This window comes from Nocardia sp. NPDC058114, from assembly GCF_042884695.1.
In the GTDB taxonomy this organism is placed as follows: domain Bacteria; phylum Actinomycetota; class Actinomycetes; order Mycobacteriales; family Mycobacteriaceae; genus Nocardia.
The window spans coordinates 760,961-784,717 of the sequence record NZ_JBHVTK010000001.1 but is presented as its reverse complement, the minus strand read 5'-3'; the positions used below and the strand labels follow the sequence as shown (position 1 = coordinate 784,717).

Genomic DNA, 23,757 nt, shown 5'->3' with positions numbered 1-23,757 from the left:
CGCAAGGAGTAATCTGAATTCGTGACGGACCCGTCCCGACCTCTTCGGCTCGCCGAACTCGTCGCCTCGCTGTCACTGGCCACCGACCTCGGGCTCGGCCAGCCGCAGGAACATGTCCTGCGCCAGACCGTTCTCGCTGTCCGGCTCGCCGAGGCCGCGGGGTTGTCCGAGGCCGATCGCGCCGCGGTGTATTACGTCTCGCTGCTGGCGTGGGTCGGCTGCGTCGCCGACTCCCCCGAGATGGCGCGCTGGTTCGGTGACGACCTGCGGATCCGGGCCGACAGCTACAACATCGACAAAACCGGGTTGCCGATGATGGCCTTCCTGCTCGGGCACCTCGCCGAAGGCGGGTCCTCGCTGCGGCGGATCTCGATGACCGGCCGGTTCCTCGCGGGCGGGGTGCGCGACACGATGGACTCGTTCCTCACCCACTGCCGCACCGCGGCCGATATCGCCGACCGCCTCGGCCTGCCGGACGCCGTCCGGGCAGCGCTGCCGCAAGCCTTCGAACGCTGGGACGGCCACGGCGTACCCGGCGGATTGCGGGGCGAGGCGATCATTCCGGTGATGCGTGTCGTGCACATCGCCGACGACGCCGAGGTCCATACCCGGGTGGGCGGTGTCGACGCGGCGGTCCGAATGCTGCTGTCGCGCAGTGGCACCGAGTTCGATCCCGAACTGGTGGACCTGTGCGCCCGGGGCGACGGCGCGTTGCTGGACGGACTCGACCGGGTCGACGCCTGGCAGCAGGTGATCGACGGCTGCGCGGCGCTCGACCGGCCGATCGCGGACGACGAACTCACCGACGTCCTCACCGTCTTCGCCGACTACGCCGACGCGAAAGCAACCTGGTTCCTCGGTCATTCGCGGGCCGTGGCCGACTTGGCCGCCGCCGCGGCCCGCGAGTACGGCCTGCCCGCCGACCAGGCGGTGACCGTGCGGCGGGCAGCCCTGGTGTGTCGCCTCGGCACCATCGGTGTCTCGACGGGCATCTGGAACAAACTGGGTCCGCTGACCGCCTCCGAACGCGAACGGGTGCGGATGGTTCCGTATCTGACCGAGCGAGTGCTGGCGCGCAGCCCGCACCTGGCCGCGCTCGGCGGACCGGCTTCGATGGTGTACGAACGGCTGGACGGGTCCGGCTATCCGCGCGGGCTCACCGGCTCGATGCTGCCGCCCACCGCGCGAATTCTGGCCGCCGCCCAGATGTTTCGCGCACTCGGTGAGCAGCGACCGCACCGACCCGCCATCGAGCCGGACGAGCGAGCCAGGATTCTGCGCGCCGAGGTGACAGCGGGGCGACTCGACGGCGACGCCGTTGCCGCCGTACTGGCCGCGGCCCAGGGCCGACGACCACGCAAGCGCGCGCAGATCGCCGGGCTCACCGCCCGCGAGCTCGACGTCCTCGCCCTGCTGGTGCGCGGCCGATCGACCCGAGAGATCGCCCACGCCCTCGGCATCAGCCCACGCACGGCGGGCAGCCACGTCGAGCACATCTACACAAAAATCGGTGTCCACAGCCGTGGTTCGGCCGCGGTGTTCGCGATGCGCCACGGCCTACTGCCCGACGAGGATCAATCGGCAAAGATCGGGTGATCACCCGATGTTCGACATCGGCGCAGGTCGCAGACTTTTCCCATGACTACTTCGACCCACACCCCGCAGACGACCTCCTCGGTCGCCGACCGATTTCTCGCCGCGCTGATCCGGCGCGACTTCGCCGCGATGGCGTCCTACCTCGCTCCCGAGGTCATGCTGCGCGGTCTGATCCCACCCGGCCCCTTCACCGCGGTGGGTCCCGATCCGGCGATCGCGCGCTTCCGCGGCTGGTTCGGCGGTCCCGACGACTTCGCCGTCGTCGACTCCGGCCGCGAACACATCGGCGACAAGCTCGCGATGCACTGGCTGGTCCGCATGCGCCCGGCCAACGGTACGACTCGTGTCGCCGACCAGCGCGTTTTCCTGACCACCACCGATAACGCGATCACCACCATCGACCTGCTGTGCTCGGGTTGGCAGCCCACCGATTGACCTCCGGCCACGGGCGGAACCGCGCCGACGAACGACCCCGAGCCGGCGCAGGTGCTATCCGGACTCCTGCGCCAGCTCGTCGATCCATCGTTCCAGCCGGGCACCTTCGGTGACCATCAGTTGTGGGTCACGGAAGGTGTTGGTCAGCAACGAGATCCCCTGGTACGCGGCCACGAAGGCAACGGCGAGCTCGTCGGCGTCGGCGCGACCGAGGGCGGCGAACTGTTCGCGTGCCCACTCCACGAGCAGCCCGATCACGCGTGCGGGCTGCCCCCCGAAGGCGTCTTCGCGCTTGTCGAGTTCGGCGGCGAGCGAACCGGTCGGACAGCCGAAACGCGCCGCCATCTCACGTTGTTCGACCCAGCTGCGCACCATGGCCTTCAGCTTCTCGGCGGGTCCCGGCAGTTCGGCGAGTTCGGTGACGACGCCGGACAGCACCTGCGCGTGCAACTCGATGACCGCGGCGATGAACTGGTCCTTGGTCTTGAAGTAGTAGTAGACGTTGCCGACCGGCACGTCGGCCTCGCGCGCGATATCGGCGATCGTCGTCTTCTCGATGCCCTGCTCGTAGAACACGCGCATCGCCGCTTGCACCAGGCGTTCCCGCTTCCCGATCTTCGGGCTGAGCTGCGCGTCCGATTTAGTCATACAACTAACTATAGACAGAGCGCGGCCGGTGGGATACATTCGTGTCCAGCAAGTCAGTCAGCTAACTAACTAAGGATTCAGATGATCGTCGTCACCGGAGCAACCGGTAATATCGGCAGCACCCTGGTCGGACTACTCGTCGACGCGGGAGCACAGGTCAGGGCGGTATCCCGCGGCACCCGCCCCGTCGACCTGCCGACAGGTGTCGAGCACACGGTCGCCGACCTGGGCGATCTCGACAGCCTCTCCCCCGCGCTACAGGGCGCCGACGCGCTGTTCCTGCTGATCACCGGCGAGCAACTGATGACCGGCCCCGAGCCGGCCCTGCTGCTGAAAACCGCCGCGGACGCCGGCATCCGCCGGGTCGTCTTCGTCTCCTCGCAGGGCGCGGTCACCCGCCCACAGTCCGACGGCTACGCACGAACCATCGCGTTCGAACAGGCCCTCGCCGAATCCGGCCTGGAGTGGACGGCCCTGCGCCCCGGCGCGTTCTTCTCCAACACCTTCGCGTGGATCGAACCGGTGCGCACCCAGCGAGTCATCCCCGCACCGTTCGGCGATATCGGCCTGCCGGCGGTAGACCCCGCCGACATCGCCGCCGTCGCCGCCGTGGCACTGCGTGAAGACGGCCACCACGGCCGCGCCTACACCCTCACCGGACCCGCCGTGATCACCCCACGCGACCAAGCCGCGGCGGTGGCCGACGCGATCGACGCCCCGATCACCTTCCTCGAACTCACCGTGGACGAGGCCAAGCAGAACATGTTGCGCTTCATGCCCGAGCCGGTCGCCGACCACACACTCACCATCCTCGGCATGCCCACAGCGGAAGAACAGCAGGTCAGCACTGATATCGAGGATGTACTCGGTCGACCGGCCACCACCTACGCGCAGTGGGCGAGGCGCCATCGGGCGATGTACGCCTGATCGGACCGCGGGGACCCTCGTCAGCCGATATCGACCGGGTCGATCTGCACGCGCAAGGGCGCGTCGGAGCGGTGCGAACTGCGGACGGCTTGGGCCGCGGTGAGGGCGCGCGCCAAGGGAGCGCCGTCCGAGCGGGCCACCCGCAGCAGCATCCGTTCGACCTCGGCGGGAGAATCGCCGCCGGAGAACGGTTTACGGGCCGTCGGCGGCAGCGGTACCGGGCCGAGGATCTCGGTACCGTCGGGAAGCGTGGTGGCGTCGAGCAATTCCGCGATCGAGGCGGTGGTGCCGTCGATGGCGGCGAGCCGGACCGCAGGCGGAAAGCCGACCTCCGCGCGAGCCTCCAGTTCAGCGGCGGCATGGTTGACAGGATCCCACCGGACCAGCGCCTGGACGGTGGCGAGGGACGGCTCGGCCATGACGATGACCTGGCCACGGGGGCGGACCAGGGCGGCCGCACCCATCCACCGGCGCAGGGTGTCCTCGCTCGCGCGCAGGTCGGCGCGACCGAGCAGCGCCCAGCCGTCGAGCAACAGCGCGACGCCGTAGCCACCGCGAACGAGGGGTTCCGCACCGACGGTGGCGACGACCACCTGGGCGCCGGGTTCGACCGTGTCGAGCACTTCCCCACCGCCCGAAGCACGAATCGGGACGCCCGAGAACGCACGCCCGAGCTCTTCGGCGGTGCGCGCCGCGCCGATCACCGTGGCCCGCAGCGCTCGCGCACCGCAGGCCTGGCAGCGGAACGCGGCTTCGGTGATGCCGCACCACTTGCACTGTGGACTCGCCGCTTCACCATTGCCCGAGTGCGGTAGCGCCAACGGTCCGTTGCAGTGCCGGCAGCGCGCGGGGGTACGACATTTCGCACAGGCCAGCGATGGAACATAACCTCGCCGCGGCACCTGGACCAGCACCGCGACGTTCTCCTTGATCGCGGAGCGCGCGGCCGCGAACGCGACACCGGGCATCCGCACCGAGCGGGCCAGCGCGTCGCGCTCCAGGGCGTAGTCACTGTCGCCCGGCGCACTGATCCGGGGCGTCACCTCACGCAGCACCTGACGTTCGGCGAGAAGGTCATGGGCCCAACCGGTTTCGACCACCGCCTGGATCTCCGCGGTCCGCGCGAAACCGGCCGCGACGAACGCGGCCCCCGTCTCGTGCGCCCGGAGCATCGCCACTTCGCGAGCATGCGGATACGGCGAACGGGGTTCGGCGTAGGTGTCGTCACCGTCGTCCCAGAGGGCGATCAGCCCGAGATCGCTCGCGGGCGCGAAAACCGCCGCCCGAGTCCCCACCACGATCCGCGCCTGCCCCCGCAACACCGCCAGCCACCGCCGATACCGCGCCGCGGGGCCCAGCCCCGCCGACAGTCCGACAGCCGAATCACCCACCAGCGCAACACATTCGGCGAGAAGTCGATCGAGGTCGCGCTGATCGGGCACCATCAACACCGCACTGCGACCAGCGGCCACCACCGTCGCCGCCAACTCCGCCAGCCGGGCCGCCCAGTCCTCCCCCGGCAACGCCTGCCACGCCGCCCGCACACCCTTACCCTGTGCCAGCGCGCCGACGAACCCCATGCCGTGCGCATACCGGCCCCAGGCCGACGCGTCGACCTCGCTGCGCACTTCCGCCGCGGCGCTCGACGTCTGCTCGACCTGGACCTTCGCTGCCTTGTCGCCCGCCGCCCCGCCGAATTCCGCGACCGAATCGCCGACGCCTCCCGAACCCGCCGCCAAGCCGCCCGCACCGGTGGAGCCGTCCACACCGGTGGCACTGTCCGCGTCAGTCGAGCGCGAAAGATGCTCACCATCAACAGCTTCCGGTGCCGAGTCGGCCACGGCGCCCGCACCTTGCTCATCGGCGAGGGCCGGGTCTTCCGGCGACGACGTCGGATCGTCGGCGATATCGACAACGCCAGCCGCCGAACGCGTCGACTTCTTCACGGCATCGGGCTTCTTCGCCCCGCCGGTTTCGGTACGGGCGTGGCGCGGAGGGATGGCAAGACGCAGGACATCAGCGCGAGTTCCCGCGTAGCGGGCGGCGACGGCGGTGGCCAGGCGCAGAATTTCCGGGGTGAGGACGCGTTCGGCGGAGACCACTCGTTCGAGCGGCATCATCTTGCCGGTGTGATCGCTGCGCGGGAGACGTTCGAGCAGATATCCGTCGACGAGGCGGCCTGCGAAACGCACACGCACGCGCACGCCGGGCTGCGCGATCTCGTCCAGTTCAGCAGGGACGAGGTAGTCGAAGTCGCGGTCGAGGTGGGCAGGCGAAAGCAGCGGGAGCACCCTCGCGATGGGGTGTCCCGCTGCTGTCGATGTTTCGCCCGCTGACACGCGGTCCGTGGGTATTACAGGCCGACGGCCGCGCGCAGCTTGTCGGCGCGGTCCGTGTGCTCCCAGGGCAGGTCGACATCGGTGCGGCCGAAGTGCCCGTAGGCGGCGGTCGGCGCGTAGATCGGGCGCAGCAGGTCGAGATCGCGGATGATCGCGCCCGGACGCAGGTCGAAGACCTCGGAGATGGCGGTGGAGATGCGGGTCGGGTCGACCTTCTCGGTGCCGAAGGTCTCGACGAACAGACCGACCGGGGCCGACTTGCCGATCGCGTACGCGACCTGCACCTCGACACGGTCCGCCAGACCGGCGGCCACGACGTTCTTGGCGACCCAGCGCATGGCGTAGGCGGCCGAGCGGTCGACCTTCGACGGATCCTTGCCGGAGAACGCGCCGCCACCGTGGCGGGCCATGCCGCCGTAGGTGTCGACGATGATCTTGCGGCCGGTCAGGCCCGCGTCACCCATCGGGCCGCCGAGGACGAACTTGCCGGTGGGGTTCACCAGCAGGCGGATGTCGGAGGTGTCGAGGCTGGGCAGGTTCAGGTCGCCGATGACGGCGTCGACGACCTTCTCGCGGATATCGGGTGCCAGGAGGTTGTCCAGGTCGATATCGGCGGCGTGCTGGGTGGAGATGACCACCGTGTCGAGGCGAACCGGGCGGTCGCCGTCGTATTCGATGGTGACCTGGGTCTTGCCGTCGGGACGCAGGTAGGGCAGCACGCCCGACTTGCGGACCTCGGTGAGCTTGCGCGAGAGCCGGTGCGCGAGCGCGATCGGCAGCGGCATCAGCTCGGGCGTGTCGGTCGTTGCGTAGCCGAACATCAGGCCCTGGTCGCCGGCGCCCTGGCGCTCGATCGCGTCGTCGGAACCGCCGACGCGCGCCTCGTGCGAGGTGTCGACACCCTGGGCGATATCGGGCGACTGGGCACCGATCGCGATGTTGACCCCGCAGGAGTTGCCGTCGAATCCCTTTGCGGAGGAGTCGTATCCGATCTCGAGGACCTTCTCGCGCACGATCCGCGGAATGTCTGCGTAAGCGGAGGTGGTGACCTCGCCCGCGACATGGACCTGCCCGGTGGTGACCATGGTTTCCACCGCGACCCGGCTGCTCGGGTCCTCCGCGAGCAAGGCGTCGAGGATGGAATCGCTGATCGCGTCACAGATCTTGTCCGGATGCCCCTCGGTCACGGACTCACTGGTGAAAAGCCGACTGCCTGTCGTACGCACAGTTATTCCCTCTCCCTCAACGGGTTACTCGTTCGGCTTGTGACGGTAACTTCTCGGTGTTACCGCGCAACCCTTCTCATCAAGACTATTCCAAACCACCGACATGGTGGCGAGTAAGTACCAAGCCACGCCGCGAACACCCGCACGGGCGGTAGACTGCACGACCCGCGTTGCCGCGCAACCGTTTTCGCGCGAAATCAACGCGAACTCCCCGGTCAGCGCAGCAGCGGAACCAGCGCGTCGAGCACCCGGCTGGCCAGCAGCGCCTTCGAACCGTGATCGAGAGCAGCCTCGGTGCCGTCGGCACCGAGCAACCAGCCGTCGTTGGTGTCGACCTCGAACGCCTTGCCCTCGCCGACCGCGTTGACCACGAGCAGATCGCAGCCCTTGCGGGCCAGTTTCGCGCGAGCGTGGGTGAGCACGTCACCGTTGTCGTCACCGGTCTCGGCGGCGAAGCCCACGATCGCGGTACCGGCGAGCCGTCCCTCGGTGCGGGCGTCGACCAAGCCGGCGAGAATGTCCTCGTTCTTGGTCAGCGGGATCACATCGGGTTCGTCGGCACCCTTCTTGATCTTCGCCGCGGCCACGTGGGTCGGACGGAAATCGGCGACCGCGGCCGCCATGATCACCGCGTCGGCGCCGAGCGCGTGCTTGTCGACCGCGGTCTTGAGCTGGTCGGCGGTGGTGATGTGGACGAGTTCGACCGCGGCGGGCGGTGCCAGCTCGATCGTGTTGCCCGCGATCAGCGTCACCTGGGCACCGCGCTGAGCCGCGACCCGGGCCAGGGCGTAGCCCTGCTTACCGGAGCTGCGGTTGCCGAGGAAGCGCACCGGGTCGAGGGGTTCCCTCGTGCCACCGGCGGTGATCACCACGCGGCGACCGGTCAGGTCGCGCGGCAGCGCGTCGGCACGTTCGAGCAGCAGCGAGGCCAGACCGAAGATCTCCTCCGGCTCGGGCAGCCGTCCCGGACCCGTATCGGTGCCGGTGAGCCGGCCCGACGCGGGTTCCATCACGTTGGCGCCGTGCGCGCGCAGCGTCGCGACATTGGCCACCGTCGCCGGATGCTCCCACATCTCGGTGTGCATCGCGGGCGCGAACAGCACCGGACATCGAGCCGTCAGCAAGGTGGCGGTGAGCAGATCGTCGGCACGCCCCTGCGCGGCGCGTGCCATCAGATCCGCGGTGGCGGGGGCGATGACGACGAGATCGGCCTCTTGGCCGATCCGGACATGCGGCACCTCGGGCACGTCGGCGAACACCGTGGTGTGCACCGGCTGACCGGACAGCGCCTCGAAGGTCGCCTTACCGATGAACTGGAGAGCCGACTCGGTGGGAATCACCCGCACCTGGTGTCCGGTCTCGGTGAAACGGCGAACGAGGGCACACGCCTTGTAGGCGGCGATGCCCCCGCCGACCCCGACGACGATCCGCATGGTCTTTACGCCTCCGGACTAGAGATTGTCACTCGCCCTCGGTGTGTTCGAGCAGGTCGGAGTGGATTTCGCGCATGGCGACCGACAGCGGCTTCTCCTGCAGACCCGGCTCGACGAGCGGGCCGACGTACTCGAGGATGCCGTCACCGAGCTGGTTGTAGTAATCGTTGATCTGACGGGCGCGCTTGGCCGCGTAGATCACCAGGGCGTACTTGGAGGACGTGCGCTCGAGCAGCTCGTCGATCGGGGGGTTGGTGAGGCCGATCGGAGTGTCGTACGCGGGTACTGCGGTGATGTCCGTGCTCACTAGGGGTGACTCCTGCGGGTTAGTGGGTCAAGAACTCGAATTTGTGCTAACGAACAACGATACCAACTGCTCACACGCGGTCGTTACCTCGCTGTTCACGATGACCGTGTCGAACTCGTCACAGGCCGCCAATTCGACCCGAGCCGTCGCGAGCCTGCGCTCGATCACCTCGGGCGTCTCGGTGCCGCGCGAACGCAACCGCGAGACCAGTTCTTCCCAGCTGGGCGGCGCGAGAAACACCAGCAGTGCTTCCGGCATCGCCTGCCGGACCGACCGTGCACCGGCCAGGTCGACTTCGATCAGTACTGAAAGTCCGCTCGCCAGCGCTTCGCGCACCGGGGCGGCGGGGGTGCCCGATCGCTGCAGCCCCCCATGGATGTCTGCCCATTCGAGCAGTTCGTCCGCCGCGATCATGGCGTCGAACTCGACTCGGGAAACGAAGCGGTAATCGAGACCGTCGACCTCGCCGGGACGGGGGTCCCTGGTGGTGGCCGACACACTGAAAACCAGTTCGGGCAGGCGTTCCCGCACGCACCGAACGACCGTGGACTTACCCACGGCCGAGGGGCCGACCAGTACTACCAGCCGGCCCTTCCGCGTGTTTTTGTCCACCAGACTTTAGGCGTCGAAGTCGAAGCGGGTGAGCAGCGCTGCGCGCTGCCGGGCACCGAGACCACGGAGACGACGCGTAGGCGCGATCTCCAGCTCGGTCATGATCTCCGCCGCCTTGACCTTGCCCACCTTCGGCAGAGCCTCGAGCAGCGCAGAAACCTTCATCTTGCCGAGAATCTCATCGGACTCGGCATCGGTGAGGACCTGCTTCAGGTTCGTTCCACCGCGCTTCAGGCGCTCCTTGAGCTCTGCCCGAGCGCGGCGAGCGGCAGCCGCCTTCTCCAGAGCAGCGGCGCGCTGCTCATCAGTCAGCTGGGGAAGGGCCACGGGTTCCTCCGTCTCATCGTTCATTGCCAGATCTACCGCCGGTTACCCGGACGGTCTGTGCGACCGTACCCACGGTGCGCGCCGATTGCGAACCCGACCCCCAGGTCAGGGCAGGATTACGCATGCCGTATGGCGCGCGCGGACCCGATGCGGTGACGGCAGATTCCCACGTCTCGATCGTACAGTCGAATCGCTGAAATGCATCCTCACCTGCGGTTATACCGATATGGGCGATGATAGCCACCGGGTAGCGTGAGTGCCGGGTGCCGCCCCGGCAAACCCGGTGGCGCGCGACCAGCGGGTTTCCTGAAAAAGCCCGCGTGTCGCCCGATTTCGCACAGCGTGTCGTCACGATCGGGTCCGAAACTGGTCGAGAACCGCACCCGATGCGGTCGCTACGACGTCGTCGATCCAGTCCGGAATCGGGGCGGCACGGGCGATGTAATCACGGACCAGACCGTACGGAATCGCCTTCACCGCGGCGGCCGCGATGGCCAGCGAGCGGTCGTCGGCGACCCCGAATTCGGTCACCACGGCCGTCAGCAGCGCGGCGTTCATCTCGTCGTTGACACCGGCAATCGCTGCCCGCAGATCCTCGGCGCCGACCTCGAGCAGTTCGTCGCGATGAAACATCTTCATCGCCCGCGCCTCGGTCGGGTGCGCGCGACAATAGCGCGGCAGAAACGTGGCCGCGGCCAGCAGCGGCGCGGGGCCGGTCAGTGCCGTGATGAAGCCCTCGTGGAATCGGCGGATCGACCGCAGCCACAGGCGGGCGAGCAGTTCGTCACGTGAGGCGAAACGCACATAGATCGACCCGGCGTGCACGCCGGCGGCCCTGGTGATCGCCGTGATGGCGGGCCGGGTGATCGCGGGATCGGCGAGCAGGTCGCGCGCCGCGTCGAGCACCTGTTCATCGGTGAAAAGGCGGGGTCTTGCCACCGGATCAGCCTAGTGGCACAGTTTATGAATATGTATTCAAGAACAAGATCTCCCCTCGCCGGAGCCCTCCTGACATTCATCGGCACGGTGCACACCGCGCTCGGCGTCGCGGTGTTCGCCGCCGGCGATCAGGACGTCGAGCTCACCTTCTGGTTCACCGAGTTCGGCGTGGTCAGCATCGGTTTCGGCCTCGCGATGATCGCGCTGGAGCGCGCGCTGGGGTACGTGCCCGGCACGGTGCTGCTCGTGCTCGGCGTCGCGACGGTGTTCGGTCTCGCGTTCATGCCGCTGTCGGGGTTCATCACGGTGCTGCTGCCGCTCGGTGCCGGCGTCTTCGGCTGGTGGCGGGCCAGGAACGCGCGGGCCACGGCCTGAGCGGTCAGCCCTGCGCCGCACCCGCCCGCAGGTGTTGCAGGATGGCGAGGACCCGCCGGTTGTGTGCCTCACCGACCGGCAGATCCAGCTTGGTGAAGATCGCGTTGATGTGTTTCTCGACGGCGCTGCGGGTGACGTAGAGCTGTCCGCAGATCGCCGCGTTGCTCAGACCCTGCGCCATGAGTTCGAGCACCTCGCGTTCGCGCTCGGTGAGCCGGTGCAGTGGCGAGTCGGCACGATTGTGCAGCAGGAGCTGACGCACCACCTCCGGGTCGAAGGCTGTGCCGCCCGCACCCACCCGCTCGACGGCGTCGAGGAACGAACCGATCGCGGCGACCCGGTCCTTGAGCAGGTAGCCGATGCCGCCGGTGCCGGTGAGGAACTCCGCCGCGTGCCTGCGCTCGACGTACTGCGACAGCACCAGGACGGCGACGCCCGGCTGGTCGCGACGGATTTCCAGGGCCGCTCTGATCCCCTCGTCGACGTGGTCGGGCGGCATCCGCACGTCGGCGATGACCAGATCGGGCGGGCGCACTCGCACGGCGGCGAGCAGTTCGGTCCCGGTGCCGACGGAGTCCACGATCTCGTGTCCCTCCGCGGTGAGCAGCTGGGCCATGCTCTCGCGCAGCAGCGCGGAGTCCTCGGCCAGGGTTATCCGCACGGAACCTCCACGGTGATGATCGTCGGGCCGCCGGGCGGGCTGGCCACCGTCATGGTGCCGTCCAGCGCGGTGACTCGGGTGGCGATGCCGGTCAGGCCGTGTCCGGTGGGGTCGGCGCCGCCCTGTCCGTCGTCGTGTACCCGCAGGCGCACGATCGATCCCACCCGCTGTACGCCGACCTCGACGGCCGTGGCGCCGGAATGCTTGATGGCGTTGGTGATCGCCTCACTGGCGGTGAAGTAGCAGGCCGACTCGACCGGGCGGGGTGCGCGTTCGTCGAGGTCGACGGTCAGGCGAGTCGGAATCGGGGTGCGGTCGGCGAGGGCTTCGAGGGCGGCGCGCAGGCCGTCGCGGGCGAGCATGGCCGGGTAGATCCGCCAGGAGACCTCGCGCAGTTCGTCGAGGATGTGCCCGGTTTCGGCGATCGCACGCCGGCGCAGGTCGGCGCGCCCGTCCTCGTCGGCCGCCCGGTCCATCCGGCCGAGCAGGATCGACAACGCGACCACCCGCTGCTGCACACCGTCGTGCAGATCGCGCTCGATCCGGCGCCGTTCGTCGTCGATCACTTCGACCATCTCGGCGCGAGTGGTGGTGAGCTGGGCGACCCGCTGGGTCAGTTCGTGCTGTCCCGGGCGCGTGCTCCGGCGCAGGCACCAGGCCTCGGCGCGCACCACCCCGAGCAGACCCTGGACGGCGAGGAAGCAGAGCACCGCGCCGGGAAGAACCAGCACGGTGACCGTCGCCCAGGTGACCTGTCCCGGTTCGGTCGCGTCGATGATCGGTACCGCGGCGCCGGTGGCAGCGCCGTAGACCACGGCCACCGCGACCACGACGCCCAGCACCGACAGCGCCAGCACCAGCGCGCCGAGCACCCCGACGAGCGCGCGGACCGCCAGATACCCCGCCGCCCGCGTCCCGCTCGGAACACCACTCGACCGCACGTCGAGCAACCGGGTGAGGCGCCGCTGCTCGACCTGAGCGATCCGGTCGGTGAGGCCCGGCGAGATCGGCGCGGCAAGCACGCCGAGCAGATCGAGAGGCACGGTGAGCACGCCGAGCAGATATCCCGCGACCGCGGCGGCGACGCGTGCGGATCGCGCCGCAGAGGTGCTCATCGGCCAATTCTCGCGTGCCGCGCCCACTCCGGCCATCCGGGCCCCGCCCCCGTCGATGTCCGACCGGCAACCACTCCGGACGCGCGGTCAGCCCACGCCGTGACGCTCATCGGCCGGTGCTCGGCTGTACCTGCCGCTGCCGCACGCGCCGGACGACGAAGACGGCCGCGGCCACGAGCACGGCGGCGATCACGGCCTTCTGCACGATGCCGGCGTAGGTCTCGACGACGTGCCAGTTCTCGCCGAGGAAGTAGCCCGCGAACACGAAGACCGCGTTCCACAGCAGGCTGCCCGCCGTGGTCAGCAGCGTGAAGCGACCGAGCGGCATGCGTTCGACACCGGCGGGTATCGAGATCAGGCTGCGGAAGATCGGGATCATCCGGCCGCAGAAGACCGCCTTGTCGCCGTGTCGGGCGAACCAGTCCTCGGTGCGGTCCAGGTCGGACAGGCGGACCAGGGGTAGCCGGTCGACGATGCGGCGCAGGCGGTCGCGGCCGAGGGCGGCGCCGAGGCCGTAGAGGGCGAGCGCGCCGACGACCGAGCCGAGGGTGGTCCACAGCAAGACCTCAGCGATGCTGAACCGGCCGCGACTGGCGGTGAAGCCGGCCAGCGGCAGGATCACCTCGCTGGGCAGCGGGGGGAAGAGGTTCTCGAGTGCGATCGCGAGGCCGGCGCCGAAGCCGCCGAGCTGTTCCATCAGCTGGACGGCCCAGCCCGCGATGCCGGTCAGTTCGGTCGAATTCCCTGTCGTATCCATGTTTTCGACGCTAGGGAGCCCCGGCGCGGTGATCAGTAGCGTCAACCACCCGGTCGACGCGGTACGACCGCAGTCGCCGGGTGGGGTTTTCCGCACCCGTCGTCGCGGGGCCTGCACCATCGATACGGTCCGAGTAGCCACTTAGCGTCGAAAGCTATGCGACAGAAACTCTTTCGGGCCACCGTGGTCGTTGTGGGCACCGTTGTGACGGCCACGTTGGTGGCCGCTCTCGTCCTCGTGACGGCACGGTGGCGGGTCGTCGGGGATATGGTCGAGGCCACGGCGCGCTGGAACGACACCGACGTGGTGGTGCGGGTTTCCGACGGCGAGCGGCAGCGCGAATGGCACCACGAGGGCAGCGCCGCCGGGCAGACGAGTACGCCGGGACCGCACAGCAGGTTCCGGATCGGCAGCATCACCAAGACCTTCGTCGCCACCGTGGTGCTGCAACTGGTCGACGAGGGCAGAGTCGAGCTCGACGGCCCGATCGCCGGGCAGCTGCCGGAGCCGATTCCGGGCGGTGACCGGATCACGGTGCGGCAGTTGATGAATCACACCAGCGGGCTCTACGACTACATGAAGGAATCGGGCCTGTCGACGAACCGGTGGCGCGGTGACGACCGCTTCCGCGCGCACGCGCCGCGCGATCTGCTCGCCACCGCGATGCGTCACGACCCGTATTTCGCACCGGGCGCCCGCTTCCGGTACTCGAACACCAACTACATCGCGCTCGGCCTGCTGATCGAGCACGTGACCGGGCACCGCTACGGCGACGAGATCCGCGACCGTGTCCTCACGCCGCTGCGGTTGACCGCCACCACCGTGCCCGGCGACGACCCGCGCGTCCCCTCGCCCGCCCTCACCGCGCACCGCGACATCGACAGTGTCGGGCGCGTGGATGTGACCGAGATGAACCCCTCGCTGGACTGGGCCGCGGGTGAAATGATCTCCACCACAGCCGATCTCGACGCGTTCTTCGCCGCACTGCTCGGTGGGCGCCTGCTGAGCCCCGCGTCGTGGGACCGGATGCGGGAGACGGTCCCGATGGGCATGGGTTTCCACTACGGCCTCGGCCTGCAGCGTTTCGAGCCTCCGTGTGGCGCCGACCTGTGGGGACACGGCGGTGAACTGCTCGGCTACGTCTCGTACGCGTTCCGCTCGACCGGCGGCCGGTCGCTGACGATGGTTCTCGGCTCGGCGGCGTCGTCGGACGCGCTGTCGCTGTTCACCACGGTCACCGCCACCTACTGCCTCGCCTGACGGAGTTCTCCCCTGGGCAGTGGGGCGCGACAACGACGAGGCCGGGGCAGCGTGTCGCTACCCCGGCCCGCCATGGCGTTCATCAGCGCTGCAGGAAGGCGAACTCCTCTTGCAGCTGTGCCGTCTTGTCGCACAGCGCCGTCACCGACGGGCCCGCGTTGAGCACCTCGCGCGACACCGCGGGGACGGCGGCGGCGAAGTTCGCCTCGGTGACCAGGGCGCGGATGGAGTCCGCTCCCCCGCCCTGCGCGCCGACACCGGGCATCAGGATCGGGCCGTTGAGGGCCGACAGGTCGGGCGCCTCGGTGAGCGTCGCACCCACGACCACGCCGACGGAACCGAAACCGGACCCGGCATTGCGAGCCGCGGCCTCGTCGACCATCGTCTGCGCGATGGTGCGCCCGTCCGCGGCGGTGATCCGCTGCAGTTGCGCCCCTTCGGGATTCGAGGTCGCCGAGAGCACGAAGACCCCACGGTGATTGTCCTTCGCCAGGCTCAGCGCCGGATCGAGGGAGCCGAACCCGAGGTAGGGCGAGACCGTCACGGCGTCCGAACCCAGCGGGCCGTCGCCGAGCCAGGCATGGGCGTAGGCGTCCATGGTGGAGCCGATGTCGCCGCGCTTGGCATCGGCCAGCACCAAGGTGCCCGACGCCCGCAGCACCGAGATGGTGCGCTCGAGCACCGCGATGCCGCCGGAACCGTAGGTTTCGAAGAACGCGACCTGTGGCTTCACCAGGGCGACGCGCCCGTCGAATGCCTCGACACAGATCTCGGCGAACGCCTCGAGCCCGTCGACGTCTTCGGTGAGCCCCCACGCCCGCAGCAGCGCGGGGTGGGGGTCGATGCCGACGCACACGGGTCCGAACTGCCGCATGGCGTGCTGCAACCGGTGACCGAAGCTCATGTCAGCCACGCAGTTTCGAGTGCAGTTCCTGCAGCGAGCGCACCCCGATGCCACCGTTGATACCGGCCTCGATGCCCTGCACCGCCGCGGCAGCGCCCTGCACGGTGGTGATGCACGGGATGTTCGCGCCCACCGCGGCGGTGCGGATCTCGTAGCCGTCCACGCGGGGGCCCGAGTTGCCGTAGGGGGTGTTGAACACGACGTCGATCTCGCCGTCGCGGATCTGCTCCACGATCGAGGCCTCCGGCATGCCGGTGGCCGGATCGGTGGATTCCGGATCCGAGTGCTTGCGTGCCTGTTCGCACGGAATGCCGTTGCGGCGCAGGGTTTCCGCGGTGCCCTCGGTGGCGAGGATGCGGAAGCCCAGGTCGTGCAGGCGCTTGATCGGGAACACCATGGCGCGCTTGTCGCGGTTGGCGATCGAGACGAACACGGTGCCCTCGGTCGGCAGCGAGCCGTAGGCGGCGGCCTGGCTCTTGGCGAAGGCGGTGCCGAAGTCGGCGTCGATGCCCATGACCTCACCGGTGGACTTCATCTCCGGCGAGAGCAGCGAGTCGATGCCGGAGCCGTCGGCGCGACGGAACCGGTGGAAGGGCAGCACGGCTTCCTTCACCGCGACCGGCGCGTCCAGGGGCACGTGACCGCCGTCGCCCTCGGGCGGCAGCATGCCTTCCTTGCGCAGGTCGGCGATGGTGGCGCCGAGCATCACGCGCGCGCACGCCTTGGCCAGCGGAACCGCGGTGGCCTTGGAGACGAACGGAACCGTGCGGCTCGCCCGGGGATTGGCTTCCAGGACGTAGAGCACGTCGTCCTTGAGGGCGTACTGCACATTGAGCAGGCCCTTGACGCCGATGCCCTTGGCCAGCGCGATGGTGGAGCGGCGCACGGCCTCGATGTCGCTGCGGCCCAAGGTGATCGGGGGCAGCGCGCAGGCGGAGTCACCGGAGTGGATACCGGCTTCCTCGATGTGTTCCATCACGCCGCCGAGGTAGACCTCGTCGCCGTCGCACAGCGCGTCGACGTCGATCTCGATGGCGTCTTCGAGGAAGCGGTCGACCAGCACCGGGTGATCCGGGTTGAGCTCGGTGGCGCGGGAGATGTAGCCCTCGAGGGACTGCTCGTCGTAGACGATCTCCATGCCGCGCCCGCCCAGCACGTAGGACGGGCGGACCAGCACCGGGTAGCCGATCTCGCCTGCGATCTTCTTGGCCTGGGCCACCGTGGTGGCGGTGCCGTACTTGGGCGCGGGCAGTCCGGCGGCGACGAGCACGTCACCGAATTCGCCACGGTCCTCGGCCAGGTCGATCGCGGCCGCGGAGGTACCGACCACCGGCACACCGGCGTCGGTGAGCCGCTGCGCCAGACCCAGCGGAGTCTGGCCGCCGAGCTGCACGATCACACCGGCGACGGTGCCCGACTCGGCTTCGGCGTTGTACACCTCGAGGACGTCCTCGAAGGTGAGCGGCTCGAAGTAGAGGCGATCGGCGGTGTCGTAGTCGGTGGAGACGGTCTCGGGGTTGCAGTTGACCATCACGGTCTCGTACCCGGCGGCCGACAAGGTCTGTGCCGCGTGCACACACGAGTAGTCGAACTCGATGCCCTGACCGATGCGGTTCGGGCCCGAGCCCAGGATGATGACCTTCTCGCGCTCACGCTGCGGCGCCACCTCGGACTCCGCACCGGGATCCAGCTCGTAGGTGCTGTAGTGGTACGGGGTCTTGGCCTCGAACTCCGCGGCGCAGGTGTCGACGGTCTTGTAGACCGGGCGCACCGCCAGACGATGCCGCAGCGAGCGCACACCCGACTCACCGGCCAGCTCGGGCCGCAGGGCGGCGAGCTGACGGTCGGACAGGCCGTAGTGCTTGGCGCGGCGCAGCAGATCCTCGTCGAGGACGGGCGCGTCGAGGACTTCGGTCCGCAGCTCGACCAGGCCGAGCACCTCGGCGACGAACCACGGGTCCACACCGGAGGCCAGCGCGACCTCCGCGACGCTCGCGCCGTAGCGCAGTGCGCGTTCGACCTGGTAGATGCGACCTTCGGTCGGCACACGGAGGTCGGCGAGGATGGCTTCGATCGCCTCGCGCACCGAGGCCGGATCGCTGGGATCGGCCGGGGCCCACTGGCCGTCGTCGGTGGTCCAGAAGCTGGCGGCTTTGGTCTCGAGCGAGCGCAGCACCTTGCCGAGGGCCTCGGAGAAGTTGCGGCCCATCGACATCGCCTCGCCCACCGACTTCATGGTGGTGGTCAGCGTGGCGTCGGCGCCGGGGAACTTCTCGAACGCGAACCGCGGCGCCTTCACGACGACGTAGTCCAGGGTCGGCTCGAAAGAGGCCGGGGTCTCGCCGGTGATGTCGTTGACGATCTCGTCGAGGGTGTAGCCGATGGCCAGCTTGGCGGCGATCTTGGCGATCGGGAAGCCGGTGGCCTTCGACGCCAGCGCCGAGGAGCGCGAGACGCGGGGGTTCATCTCGATGACGATCAGGCGACCGTCTGCGGGATCCACCGCGAACTGGATGTTGCAGCCGCCGGTGTCGACGCCGACCTCGCGCAGGATCGCGATGCCGAGATCGCGCATCTTCTGGTACTCGCGGTCGGTGAGGGTCATCGCGGGGGCGACGGTGACCGAGTCACCGGTGTGCACGCCCATCGGGTCGACGTTCTCGATCGAGCAGACGATGACCACATTGTCGTTGCGGTCACGCATGAGCTCGAGTTCGAACTCCTTCCAGCCGAGGATGGACTCCTCGATCAGGACGTTCGCGGTCGGCGAGGCGGACAGGCCGCCACCGGCGATGCGGTCGAGGTCTTCCTCGTTGTAGGCCATGCCCGAGCCGAGCCCACCCATGGTGAACGAGGGACGCACGACCACGGGGTAACCGAGATCGGCGACGGTCTCGCGGACTTCGTCCATGGTGTAACAGACGGCGCTGCGGGCACTCTCGCCGCCGACCTTGGCGACAATGTCCTTGAACTTCTGCCGGTCCTCACCGCGCTGGATGGCGTCGAAGTCGGCGCCGATCAGCTCGACGTTGTACTTCTGCAGCACACCGTTCTCGTGCAGCGCGACCGCAGTGTTGAGCGCGGTCTGCCCACCGAGGGTGGCCAGGATGGCGTCGGGGCGTTCCTTCTCGATGACCTTCTCGACGAACTCCGGGGTGATCGGCTCGACGTAGGTGGCGTCGGCGAATTCCGGGTCGGTCATGATGGTCGCCGGGTTGGAGTTCACCAGCGACACGCGCAGTCCCTCGGACCGCAGCACCCGGCACGCCTGGGTACCGGAGTAGTCGAATTCGCACGCCTGGCCGATCACGATCGGGCCAGAGCCGATCACCAGGATGTGCTTCAGATCCTCGCGGCGAGGCATCAGGCTCCTTCCATGAGACCGGCGAAACGGTCGAACAGGTATGCGGCGTCGTGCGGGCCTGCGGCGGCCTCGGGGTGGTACTGCACCGAGAAGGCGCGGCCGTCGATCAGCCGGACCCCTTCGACGGTGCCGTCGTTGGCGCAGATGTGGGAGACCTCGGCCTTGCCGAACGGGGTGTCGAACACCTCGCCGCGCTCGCCCTCGAGGGCGAAGCCGTGGTTCTGGGCGGTGATGGACACGCGGCCCGTGCCCTCTTCGATCACCGGGATGTTGATGCCACGGTGGCCGAACTTCATCTTGTAGGTGCTGCGGCCCAGTGCCCGGCCCAGGATCTGGTTGCCGAAGCAGATGCCGAACAGCGGGATCCCGCGTTCCAGGACACCCTGGGTGAGCGCGATCGCGCCGACCTGGGTGGCCGGGTCGCCGGGGCCGTTCGACAGGAAGACACCGTTGGGGTTCAGCGCGAGAATGTCGTCGAGAGAGGTGTTCGACGGCACCACGTGGGTGCGCACGCCGCGCTCGGCGAACATGCGCGGGGTGTTGGTCTTGATGCCCAGGTCGACCGCGACGACGGTGAACTTGTGGTCACCGATCGGTTCGATCGTGTACATCGCGTCGGTGCTGACCTCTTCGGCGAGATCGGCGCCCAGCATCGAGGCCTGGCCGTTCACCCGGGCGAGAAGTTCCTCGTCGTTGGCCAGTGCCGCGCCGGAGAAGATGCCCGCCTTCATCGAACCGCGGCTGCGCAGGTGGCGGACCACCGCGCGGGTGTCGATGCCCGCGATGCCGACCACGTCCTGGCGGTCGAGCTCGTCGGTCAGCGTGCCGGTGGCGCGCCAGTTGGAGGAGACCCGCGAGGGGTCGCGCACGGCGTAGCCGGCGACCCAGATCTTGGCGGACTCGTCGTCCTCGTCGTTCCAGCCGGTGTTGCCGATCTGCGGGGCCGTGGCCACCACGATCTGGCGGGCGTAGCTGGGATCGGTCAGGGTTTCCTGGTACCCGGTCATCGCCGTGCAGAACACGGCCTCACCGAGTGTCTGTCCCTCGGCGCCGAAGGCGGTACCGCGGAATACGCGGCCGTCCTCGAGCACCAAGGCTGCCTTCACTGTGCTCATTCATCGTCTCCCGTCGTCACCCTGGTATCCGCAGTCCATGCCGGGTACACCGTCTTGTCGTCGCCCCGGAATCCGGTATCGATCTCGGTTCCGGTCGGCAGTGTCCAGCGAATTACCAGCACACCATTCTCCGTCATCACTTTGCCCGCGTGTCCGCGCTCGGTACGCACGGCTGTCACCGATTCCTGCGGAATCCAGATCACCGTGGCGCCGTCGCGTTCGAGCAGAATCCCGCGTTCGAACCGCGTCAGTTCGGCGGTCGCCCGGAATCCCAGGTCACCGACCGCGATCCGGTCCTGCCAGCTGGGCGCGATGGTGCTGCCCAGGTACATGCCGGTGGTCGGTTCCAGTAGTTGTGCGCCCAGTTCGGCCGGCACCGTCGGCAGTTCGCCGATGCGTGCCTGCTGTCGCGTGGCCTTCTTCTGCCAAGCCCGGTACATCAGCCACAGGCACACAATGAAAAATGCCAGCAGCCCGACTACCCACAGCGTTCTTTCCACGTCCTGGCCTCCCTAGATCCCGACCGCCTTGCCCTCGCGGGCAGTTACCCGGCCGCGCAGCACAGTGGCTGTGACCTCGGCCGGGAACGTCATGTCCTCGAACGGTGTGTTGTTCGAGATACTCGCCAGCTCGGCGCCGCGCACCGTCCACTCGGCGTCGGGGTCGATCAGCGTGAGGTTGGCGGGCTCGCCGACCGCGATCGGGCGGCCGTGGTCGTCGAGGCCGACGATCGCGGCGGGCTTCTCGCTCATCACCTTCGCGACGCCGCGCCAGTCGAGCAGGCCGGGCTCGACCATCGTCTGCACGATGATCGACAGCGCCGTCTCCAGCCCGAGCATGCCGGGGCGGGCGGCCGCGAATTCGCAGCACTTGTCCTGCTCGGCGTGCGGGGCGTGGTCGGTGGCGACGCAGTCGATGATGCCGTCGGCCAGTGCCTGGCGCAGGGCCGCCACGTCGGTGGATTCGCGCAGCGGCGGGTTCACCTTGTTGACCGCGTCATAGGTTTCCAGGCGCGAGTCGTCGAGCAGCAGGTGGTGCGGGGTGACCTCCGCAGTGATCGAGATGCCCTGGGACTTGGCCCATTTCACCAGTTCGACGGTGCCCGCGGTGGAGGCGTGGCAGATGTGCACGCGGGCGTTCGCGTCGCGGGCCAGCAGTGCGTCACGTGCGACGATCGACTCCTCGGCGGCGCGCGGCCAGCCGTGCAGTCCGAGGCGCGCGGCGTTGGGGCCTTCGTGCGCGATGGCGTTCTTGGTCAGGCGCGGTTCCTCGGCATGCTGGGCGATGAGCACGCCCAGCGAGTTCGCGTATTCGAGGGCACGGCGCATGATCAGCGGGTCGTCGACGCAGTGGCCGTCGTCGGAGAACATCCGGACCTGGCCGATACCGGCGGCCATGGTACCCATCTCGGCCAGCTGCTTACCCTGCAGGCCGACCGTCACGGCACCGACCGGGAACACGTCGACGAGACCGACTTCCTGGCCGCGACGCCACACGTGGTCGGTGATGACCACCGAGTCGGCGACCGGGCTGGTGTTGGCCATCGCGAACACCGCGGTGTAACCGCCCAGTGCGGCGGCGGCGGAACCGGTTTCGATGGTCTCGGTGTCTTCGCGGCCGGGTTCGCGCAGGTGCGTGTGCAGGTCGACGAAGCCGGGCAGCAGGATCTGGCCGTTGCCCTCGATCACCTCGGCGCCGTCGGACGCCGTGAGGCCCGTGCCGATGTCGGCGATGAGGGTGCCGCGCACCAGGACGTCGACGGGGTCGCCTTCGCCGTAGGGCTTGACGTTCTTGATCAGCAGCTCACTCATACCGTTTCCTCCTGACCCACGAGCAGCCGGAACAACACGGCCATCCGCATGTGCACTCCGTTCGAGACCTGCTGCAGCACAGCAGATTTCGGCGAATCCGCGACCGCCGAAGCGATTTCCATGCCGCGCAGCATCGGGCCGGGATGCAGTACCACCGCGTCGTCGCCGAGCAGCGCGAGCCTGCGCTCGGACAGTCCGTAGTTGATCGAATATTCGCGGGCCGACGGGAAGAACCCGCCGTTCATCCGCTCCGCCTGCACCCGCAGCATCATCACCGCGTCGGCGCCGGGCAGTTCCGCGTCCAGCGAGGACGAGACCCGGCAGGGCCAGGCCTCCACGCCGACCGGCAGCAGCGTGCGCGGCGCCACCAGGACCACTTCGGCACCGAGGGTGTTGAGCAGGGAGACGTTCGAGCGGGCGACCCGGCTGTGCAGGATGTCGCCGACCAGCACGATCCGCTTGCCCTCGATGTCGCCGAGGCGCTGGCGCAGGGTGAGTGCGTCGAGCAGGGCCTGAGTGGGGTGCTGGTGGGTGCCGTCGCCCGCGTTGATGATCGACGGGGCGGCGCGGTTCTCCTCGCGCGCCCACTGCTCCATCCAGCGCGCGATCTGGTGCGCGGCACCCGACGCCGGGTGCCGCACGATCAGCGCGTCGGCGCCCGCCGCGTGCAGGGTGAGGGCGGTGTCGCGCAGCGATTCACCTTTGGAGACAGAGGAACTCGACGCACTCACATTGATCACGTCGGCGCTCATCCACTTGCCCGCGACCTCGAAGGACACGCGGGTGCGGGTGGAGTTCTCGTAGAACACCGTCATCACGGTGCGTCCGCGCAGGGTCGGCAGCTTCTTCACCTCGCGGCCCAGCAGCGCCTGTTCGAAGCGCTCAGCTTCGTCGAGGAGTTCGGTGGCGGCGCCGCGATCCAGGTCGGCGACCGTCAGCAAATGCTTCACTCTTGACCTTCCTGATGCAGATACACACCGTCACGACCGTCGTGCTCGACCATCAGCACCGAGATGTCCTCGGCGCGCGAGGTCGGCACGTTCTTGCCCACGTAGTCGGCGCGGATCGGCAGTTCGCGGTGGCCGCGGTCGATGAGCACGGCCAGTTGCACGGCGCGGGGGCGGCCGAGGTCGCGCAGGCCGTCGAGGGCGGAGCGGACCGTGCGGCCGGAGAACAGCACGTCGTCGACGAGGACGACCAGGGAGTTCTCGATGCCGCCGTCGGGCACCGAGGTGCGTTCGAGCGGGCGGTGCGGGCGACTGCGCAGGTCGTCGCGGTACAGCGTGATGTCGAGGGAGCCGAGGGCGGGGCGCACACCGGAGAATTCCTCGATCTTGTCCGCCAGCCGATTGGCCAGGGTGGTGCCGCGCGTCGGGATTCCCATGAGAACCACCCGCGGTGCGTCGGCGTCGCCGGAATCCAAGGCGGTCTTCTCGATGATCTGATGCGCGATGCGCGCTACGGTCCTGGTGACGTCCGATGGCGACAACAGCTCGCGTCCGGCCGCCACCCACTCCGGGGTGTGCCGCTGCGATGTTTCGCCCGCGCCGGTTTTGGCCGCCCGTTCGGGCACAGCCATGCCGACCTCCTTCCCCGCCTCACCGGA

Annotated in this window: 23 protein-coding genes; 5 read left to right on the top strand and 18 right to left on the bottom strand. The window is 68.8% G+C overall.

Features of this window, described 5'->3' with window-relative positions:
* The first annotated feature begins 21 nt into the window (after positions 1-21).
* Complete coding sequence (locus ACFVVI_RS03540) at positions 22-1,596, top strand: HD domain-containing phosphohydrolase (RefSeq protein ID WP_387442916.1); 1,575 nt, start codon at positions 22-24, stop codon at positions 1,594-1,596.
* A gap of 42 nt (positions 1,597-1,638) precedes the next feature.
* Positions 1,639-2,031: a nuclear transport factor 2 family protein gene (locus ACFVVI_RS03535; RefSeq protein WP_387442913.1), complete on the top strand. Its 393-nt coding sequence runs from the start codon at positions 1,639-1,641 to the stop codon at positions 2,029-2,031.
* Positions 2,032-2,085: 54 nt separating this feature from the next.
* Here the strand turns inward: ACFVVI_RS03535 and ACFVVI_RS03530 are convergent, their stop codons facing one another.
* A complete protein-coding gene (locus ACFVVI_RS03530) occupies positions 2,086-2,679 on the bottom strand; it encodes a TetR/AcrR family transcriptional regulator (protein ID WP_387442910.1) in 594 nt (197 codons plus the stop codon).
* An 81-nt stretch (positions 2,680-2,760) separates the two neighbouring features.
* On the opposite strand from ACFVVI_RS03530, the gene ACFVVI_RS03525 reads away from it, so the two are divergent.
* Positions 2,761-3,606: an SDR family oxidoreductase gene (locus ACFVVI_RS03525; protein WP_387442907.1), complete on the top strand. Its 846-nt coding sequence runs from the start codon at positions 2,761-2,763 to the stop codon at positions 3,604-3,606.
* A 20-nt stretch (positions 3,607-3,626) separates the two neighbouring features.
* On the opposite strand, the gene ACFVVI_RS03520 is transcribed toward ACFVVI_RS03525, so the two are convergent.
* From ACFVVI_RS03520 to ACFVVI_RS03490, 7 genes are all read right to left on the bottom strand, one after another.
* Positions 3,627-5,897, bottom strand: a complete 2,271-nt coding sequence (locus ACFVVI_RS03520; RefSeq protein WP_387442904.1) for a primosomal protein N' — start codon at positions 5,895-5,897, stop codon at positions 3,627-3,629.
* A 62-nt stretch (positions 5,898-5,959) separates the two neighbouring features.
* On the bottom strand, positions 5,960-7,171 hold the full coding sequence (metK, locus tag ACFVVI_RS03515; protein ID WP_101467096.1) for a methionine adenosyltransferase: 1,212 nt from the start codon (positions 7,169-7,171) through the stop codon (positions 5,960-5,962).
* Positions 7,172-7,386: 215 nt separating this feature from the next.
* Positions 7,387-8,604, bottom strand: coding sequence for a bifunctional phosphopantothenoylcysteine decarboxylase/phosphopantothenate--cysteine ligase CoaBC (gene coaBC / locus ACFVVI_RS03510; RefSeq protein ID WP_378627030.1), 1,218 nt, complete (start codon positions 8,602-8,604; stop codon positions 7,387-7,389).
* A 28-nt stretch (positions 8,605-8,632) separates the two neighbouring features.
* Positions 8,633-8,911 carry a DNA-directed RNA polymerase subunit omega gene (rpoZ, locus tag ACFVVI_RS03505; RefSeq protein ID WP_056810542.1) on the bottom strand — a complete coding sequence of 93 codons (279 nt, stop codon included), beginning with the start codon at positions 8,909-8,911 and terminating at the stop codon, positions 8,633-8,635.
* 27 nt (positions 8,912-8,938) lie between these two features.
* Positions 8,939-9,523, bottom strand: a complete 585-nt coding sequence (gmk, locus tag ACFVVI_RS03500) for a guanylate kinase (protein WP_378989069.1) — start codon at positions 9,521-9,523, stop codon at positions 8,939-8,941.
* A 6-nt stretch (positions 9,524-9,529) separates the two neighbouring features.
* Positions 9,530-9,850, bottom strand: a complete 321-nt coding sequence (mihF, locus tag ACFVVI_RS03495) for an integration host factor, actinobacterial type (protein WP_056815410.1) — start codon at positions 9,848-9,850, stop codon at positions 9,530-9,532.
* A 348-nt stretch (positions 9,851-10,198) separates the two neighbouring features.
* Complete coding sequence (locus ACFVVI_RS03490) at positions 10,199-10,789, bottom strand: TetR/AcrR family transcriptional regulator (RefSeq protein ID WP_387442901.1); 591 nt, start codon at positions 10,787-10,789, stop codon at positions 10,199-10,201.
* A gap of 30 nt (positions 10,790-10,819) precedes the next feature.
* Here ACFVVI_RS03490 and ACFVVI_RS03485 point away from each other — a divergent pair, with 30 nt between their 5' ends.
* Positions 10,820-11,164: a DUF6463 family protein gene (locus ACFVVI_RS03485; RefSeq protein WP_387442899.1), complete on the top strand. Its 345-nt coding sequence runs from the start codon at positions 10,820-10,822 to the stop codon at positions 11,162-11,164.
* A 4-nt stretch (positions 11,165-11,168) separates the two neighbouring features.
* On the opposite strand, the gene ACFVVI_RS03480 is transcribed toward ACFVVI_RS03485, so the two are convergent.
* From ACFVVI_RS03480 to ACFVVI_RS03470, 3 genes are all read right to left on the bottom strand, one after another.
* Positions 11,169-11,825: a response regulator gene (locus ACFVVI_RS03480; RefSeq protein WP_387442897.1), complete on the bottom strand. Its 657-nt coding sequence runs from the start codon at positions 11,823-11,825 to the stop codon at positions 11,169-11,171.
* Positions 11,816-12,940 carry a sensor histidine kinase gene (locus ACFVVI_RS03475; RefSeq protein WP_387442895.1) on the bottom strand — a complete coding sequence of 375 codons (1,125 nt, stop codon included), beginning with the start codon at positions 12,938-12,940 and terminating at the stop codon, positions 11,816-11,818. Before ACFVVI_RS03475 ends, ACFVVI_RS03480 begins: the two co-directional genes overlap by 10 nt.
* Before the next feature lie 106 nt (positions 12,941-13,046).
* The gene (locus ACFVVI_RS03470) at positions 13,047-13,697 is read right to left on the bottom strand and encodes a DedA family protein (protein ID WP_378989064.1); all 651 of its coding nucleotides are present in this window, start codon (positions 13,695-13,697) and stop codon (positions 13,047-13,049) included.
* A gap of 156 nt (positions 13,698-13,853) precedes the next feature.
* On the opposite strand from ACFVVI_RS03470, the gene ACFVVI_RS03465 reads away from it, so the two are divergent.
* Positions 13,854-14,957: a serine hydrolase domain-containing protein gene (locus ACFVVI_RS03465; RefSeq protein WP_387442893.1), complete on the top strand. Its 1,104-nt coding sequence runs from the start codon at positions 13,854-13,856 to the stop codon at positions 14,955-14,957.
* A gap of 82 nt (positions 14,958-15,039) precedes the next feature.
* Here the strand turns inward: ACFVVI_RS03465 and pyrF are convergent, their stop codons facing one another.
* The 7 genes from pyrF to pyrR are packed head-to-tail and all read right to left on the bottom strand — an operon-like array spanning position 15,040 to position 23,730.
* Complete coding sequence (pyrF, locus tag ACFVVI_RS03460; protein WP_378989062.1) at positions 15,040-15,861, bottom strand: orotidine-5'-phosphate decarboxylase; 822 nt, start codon at positions 15,859-15,861, stop codon at positions 15,040-15,042.
* A gap of 1 nt (position 15,862) precedes the next feature.
* The gene (gene carB, locus ACFVVI_RS03455) at positions 15,863-19,225 is read right to left on the bottom strand and encodes a carbamoyl-phosphate synthase large subunit (RefSeq protein ID WP_387442891.1); all 3,363 of its coding nucleotides are present in this window, start codon (positions 19,223-19,225) and stop codon (positions 15,863-15,865) included.
* Complete coding sequence (carA, locus tag ACFVVI_RS03450; RefSeq protein ID WP_378989060.1) at positions 19,225-20,340, bottom strand: glutamine-hydrolyzing carbamoyl-phosphate synthase small subunit; 1,116 nt, start codon at positions 20,338-20,340, stop codon at positions 19,225-19,227. Before carA ends, carB begins: the two co-directional genes overlap by 1 nt.
* Positions 20,337-20,840 (bottom strand): transporter, encoded by a 504-nt coding sequence (locus ACFVVI_RS03445; protein ID WP_358062764.1) that lies wholly within the window; start codon positions 20,838-20,840, stop codon positions 20,337-20,339. The genes carA and ACFVVI_RS03445 overlap by 4 nt, the downstream gene beginning before the upstream one ends.
* A gap of 12 nt (positions 20,841-20,852) precedes the next feature.
* Positions 20,853-22,151 (bottom strand): dihydroorotase, encoded by a 1,299-nt coding sequence (locus ACFVVI_RS03440; RefSeq protein WP_379314659.1) that lies wholly within the window; start codon positions 22,149-22,151, stop codon positions 20,853-20,855.
* Positions 22,148-23,101: an aspartate carbamoyltransferase catalytic subunit gene (locus tag ACFVVI_RS03435; protein WP_266290507.1), complete on the bottom strand. Its 954-nt coding sequence runs from the start codon at positions 23,099-23,101 to the stop codon at positions 22,148-22,150. Before ACFVVI_RS03435 ends, ACFVVI_RS03440 begins: the two co-directional genes overlap by 4 nt.
* Positions 23,098-23,730, bottom strand: a complete 633-nt coding sequence (gene pyrR / locus ACFVVI_RS03430; protein ID WP_378989058.1) for a bifunctional pyr operon transcriptional regulator/uracil phosphoribosyltransferase PyrR — start codon at positions 23,728-23,730, stop codon at positions 23,098-23,100. The genes ACFVVI_RS03435 and pyrR overlap by 4 nt, the downstream gene beginning before the upstream one ends.
* Positions 23,731-23,757: the final 27 nt, after the last annotated feature.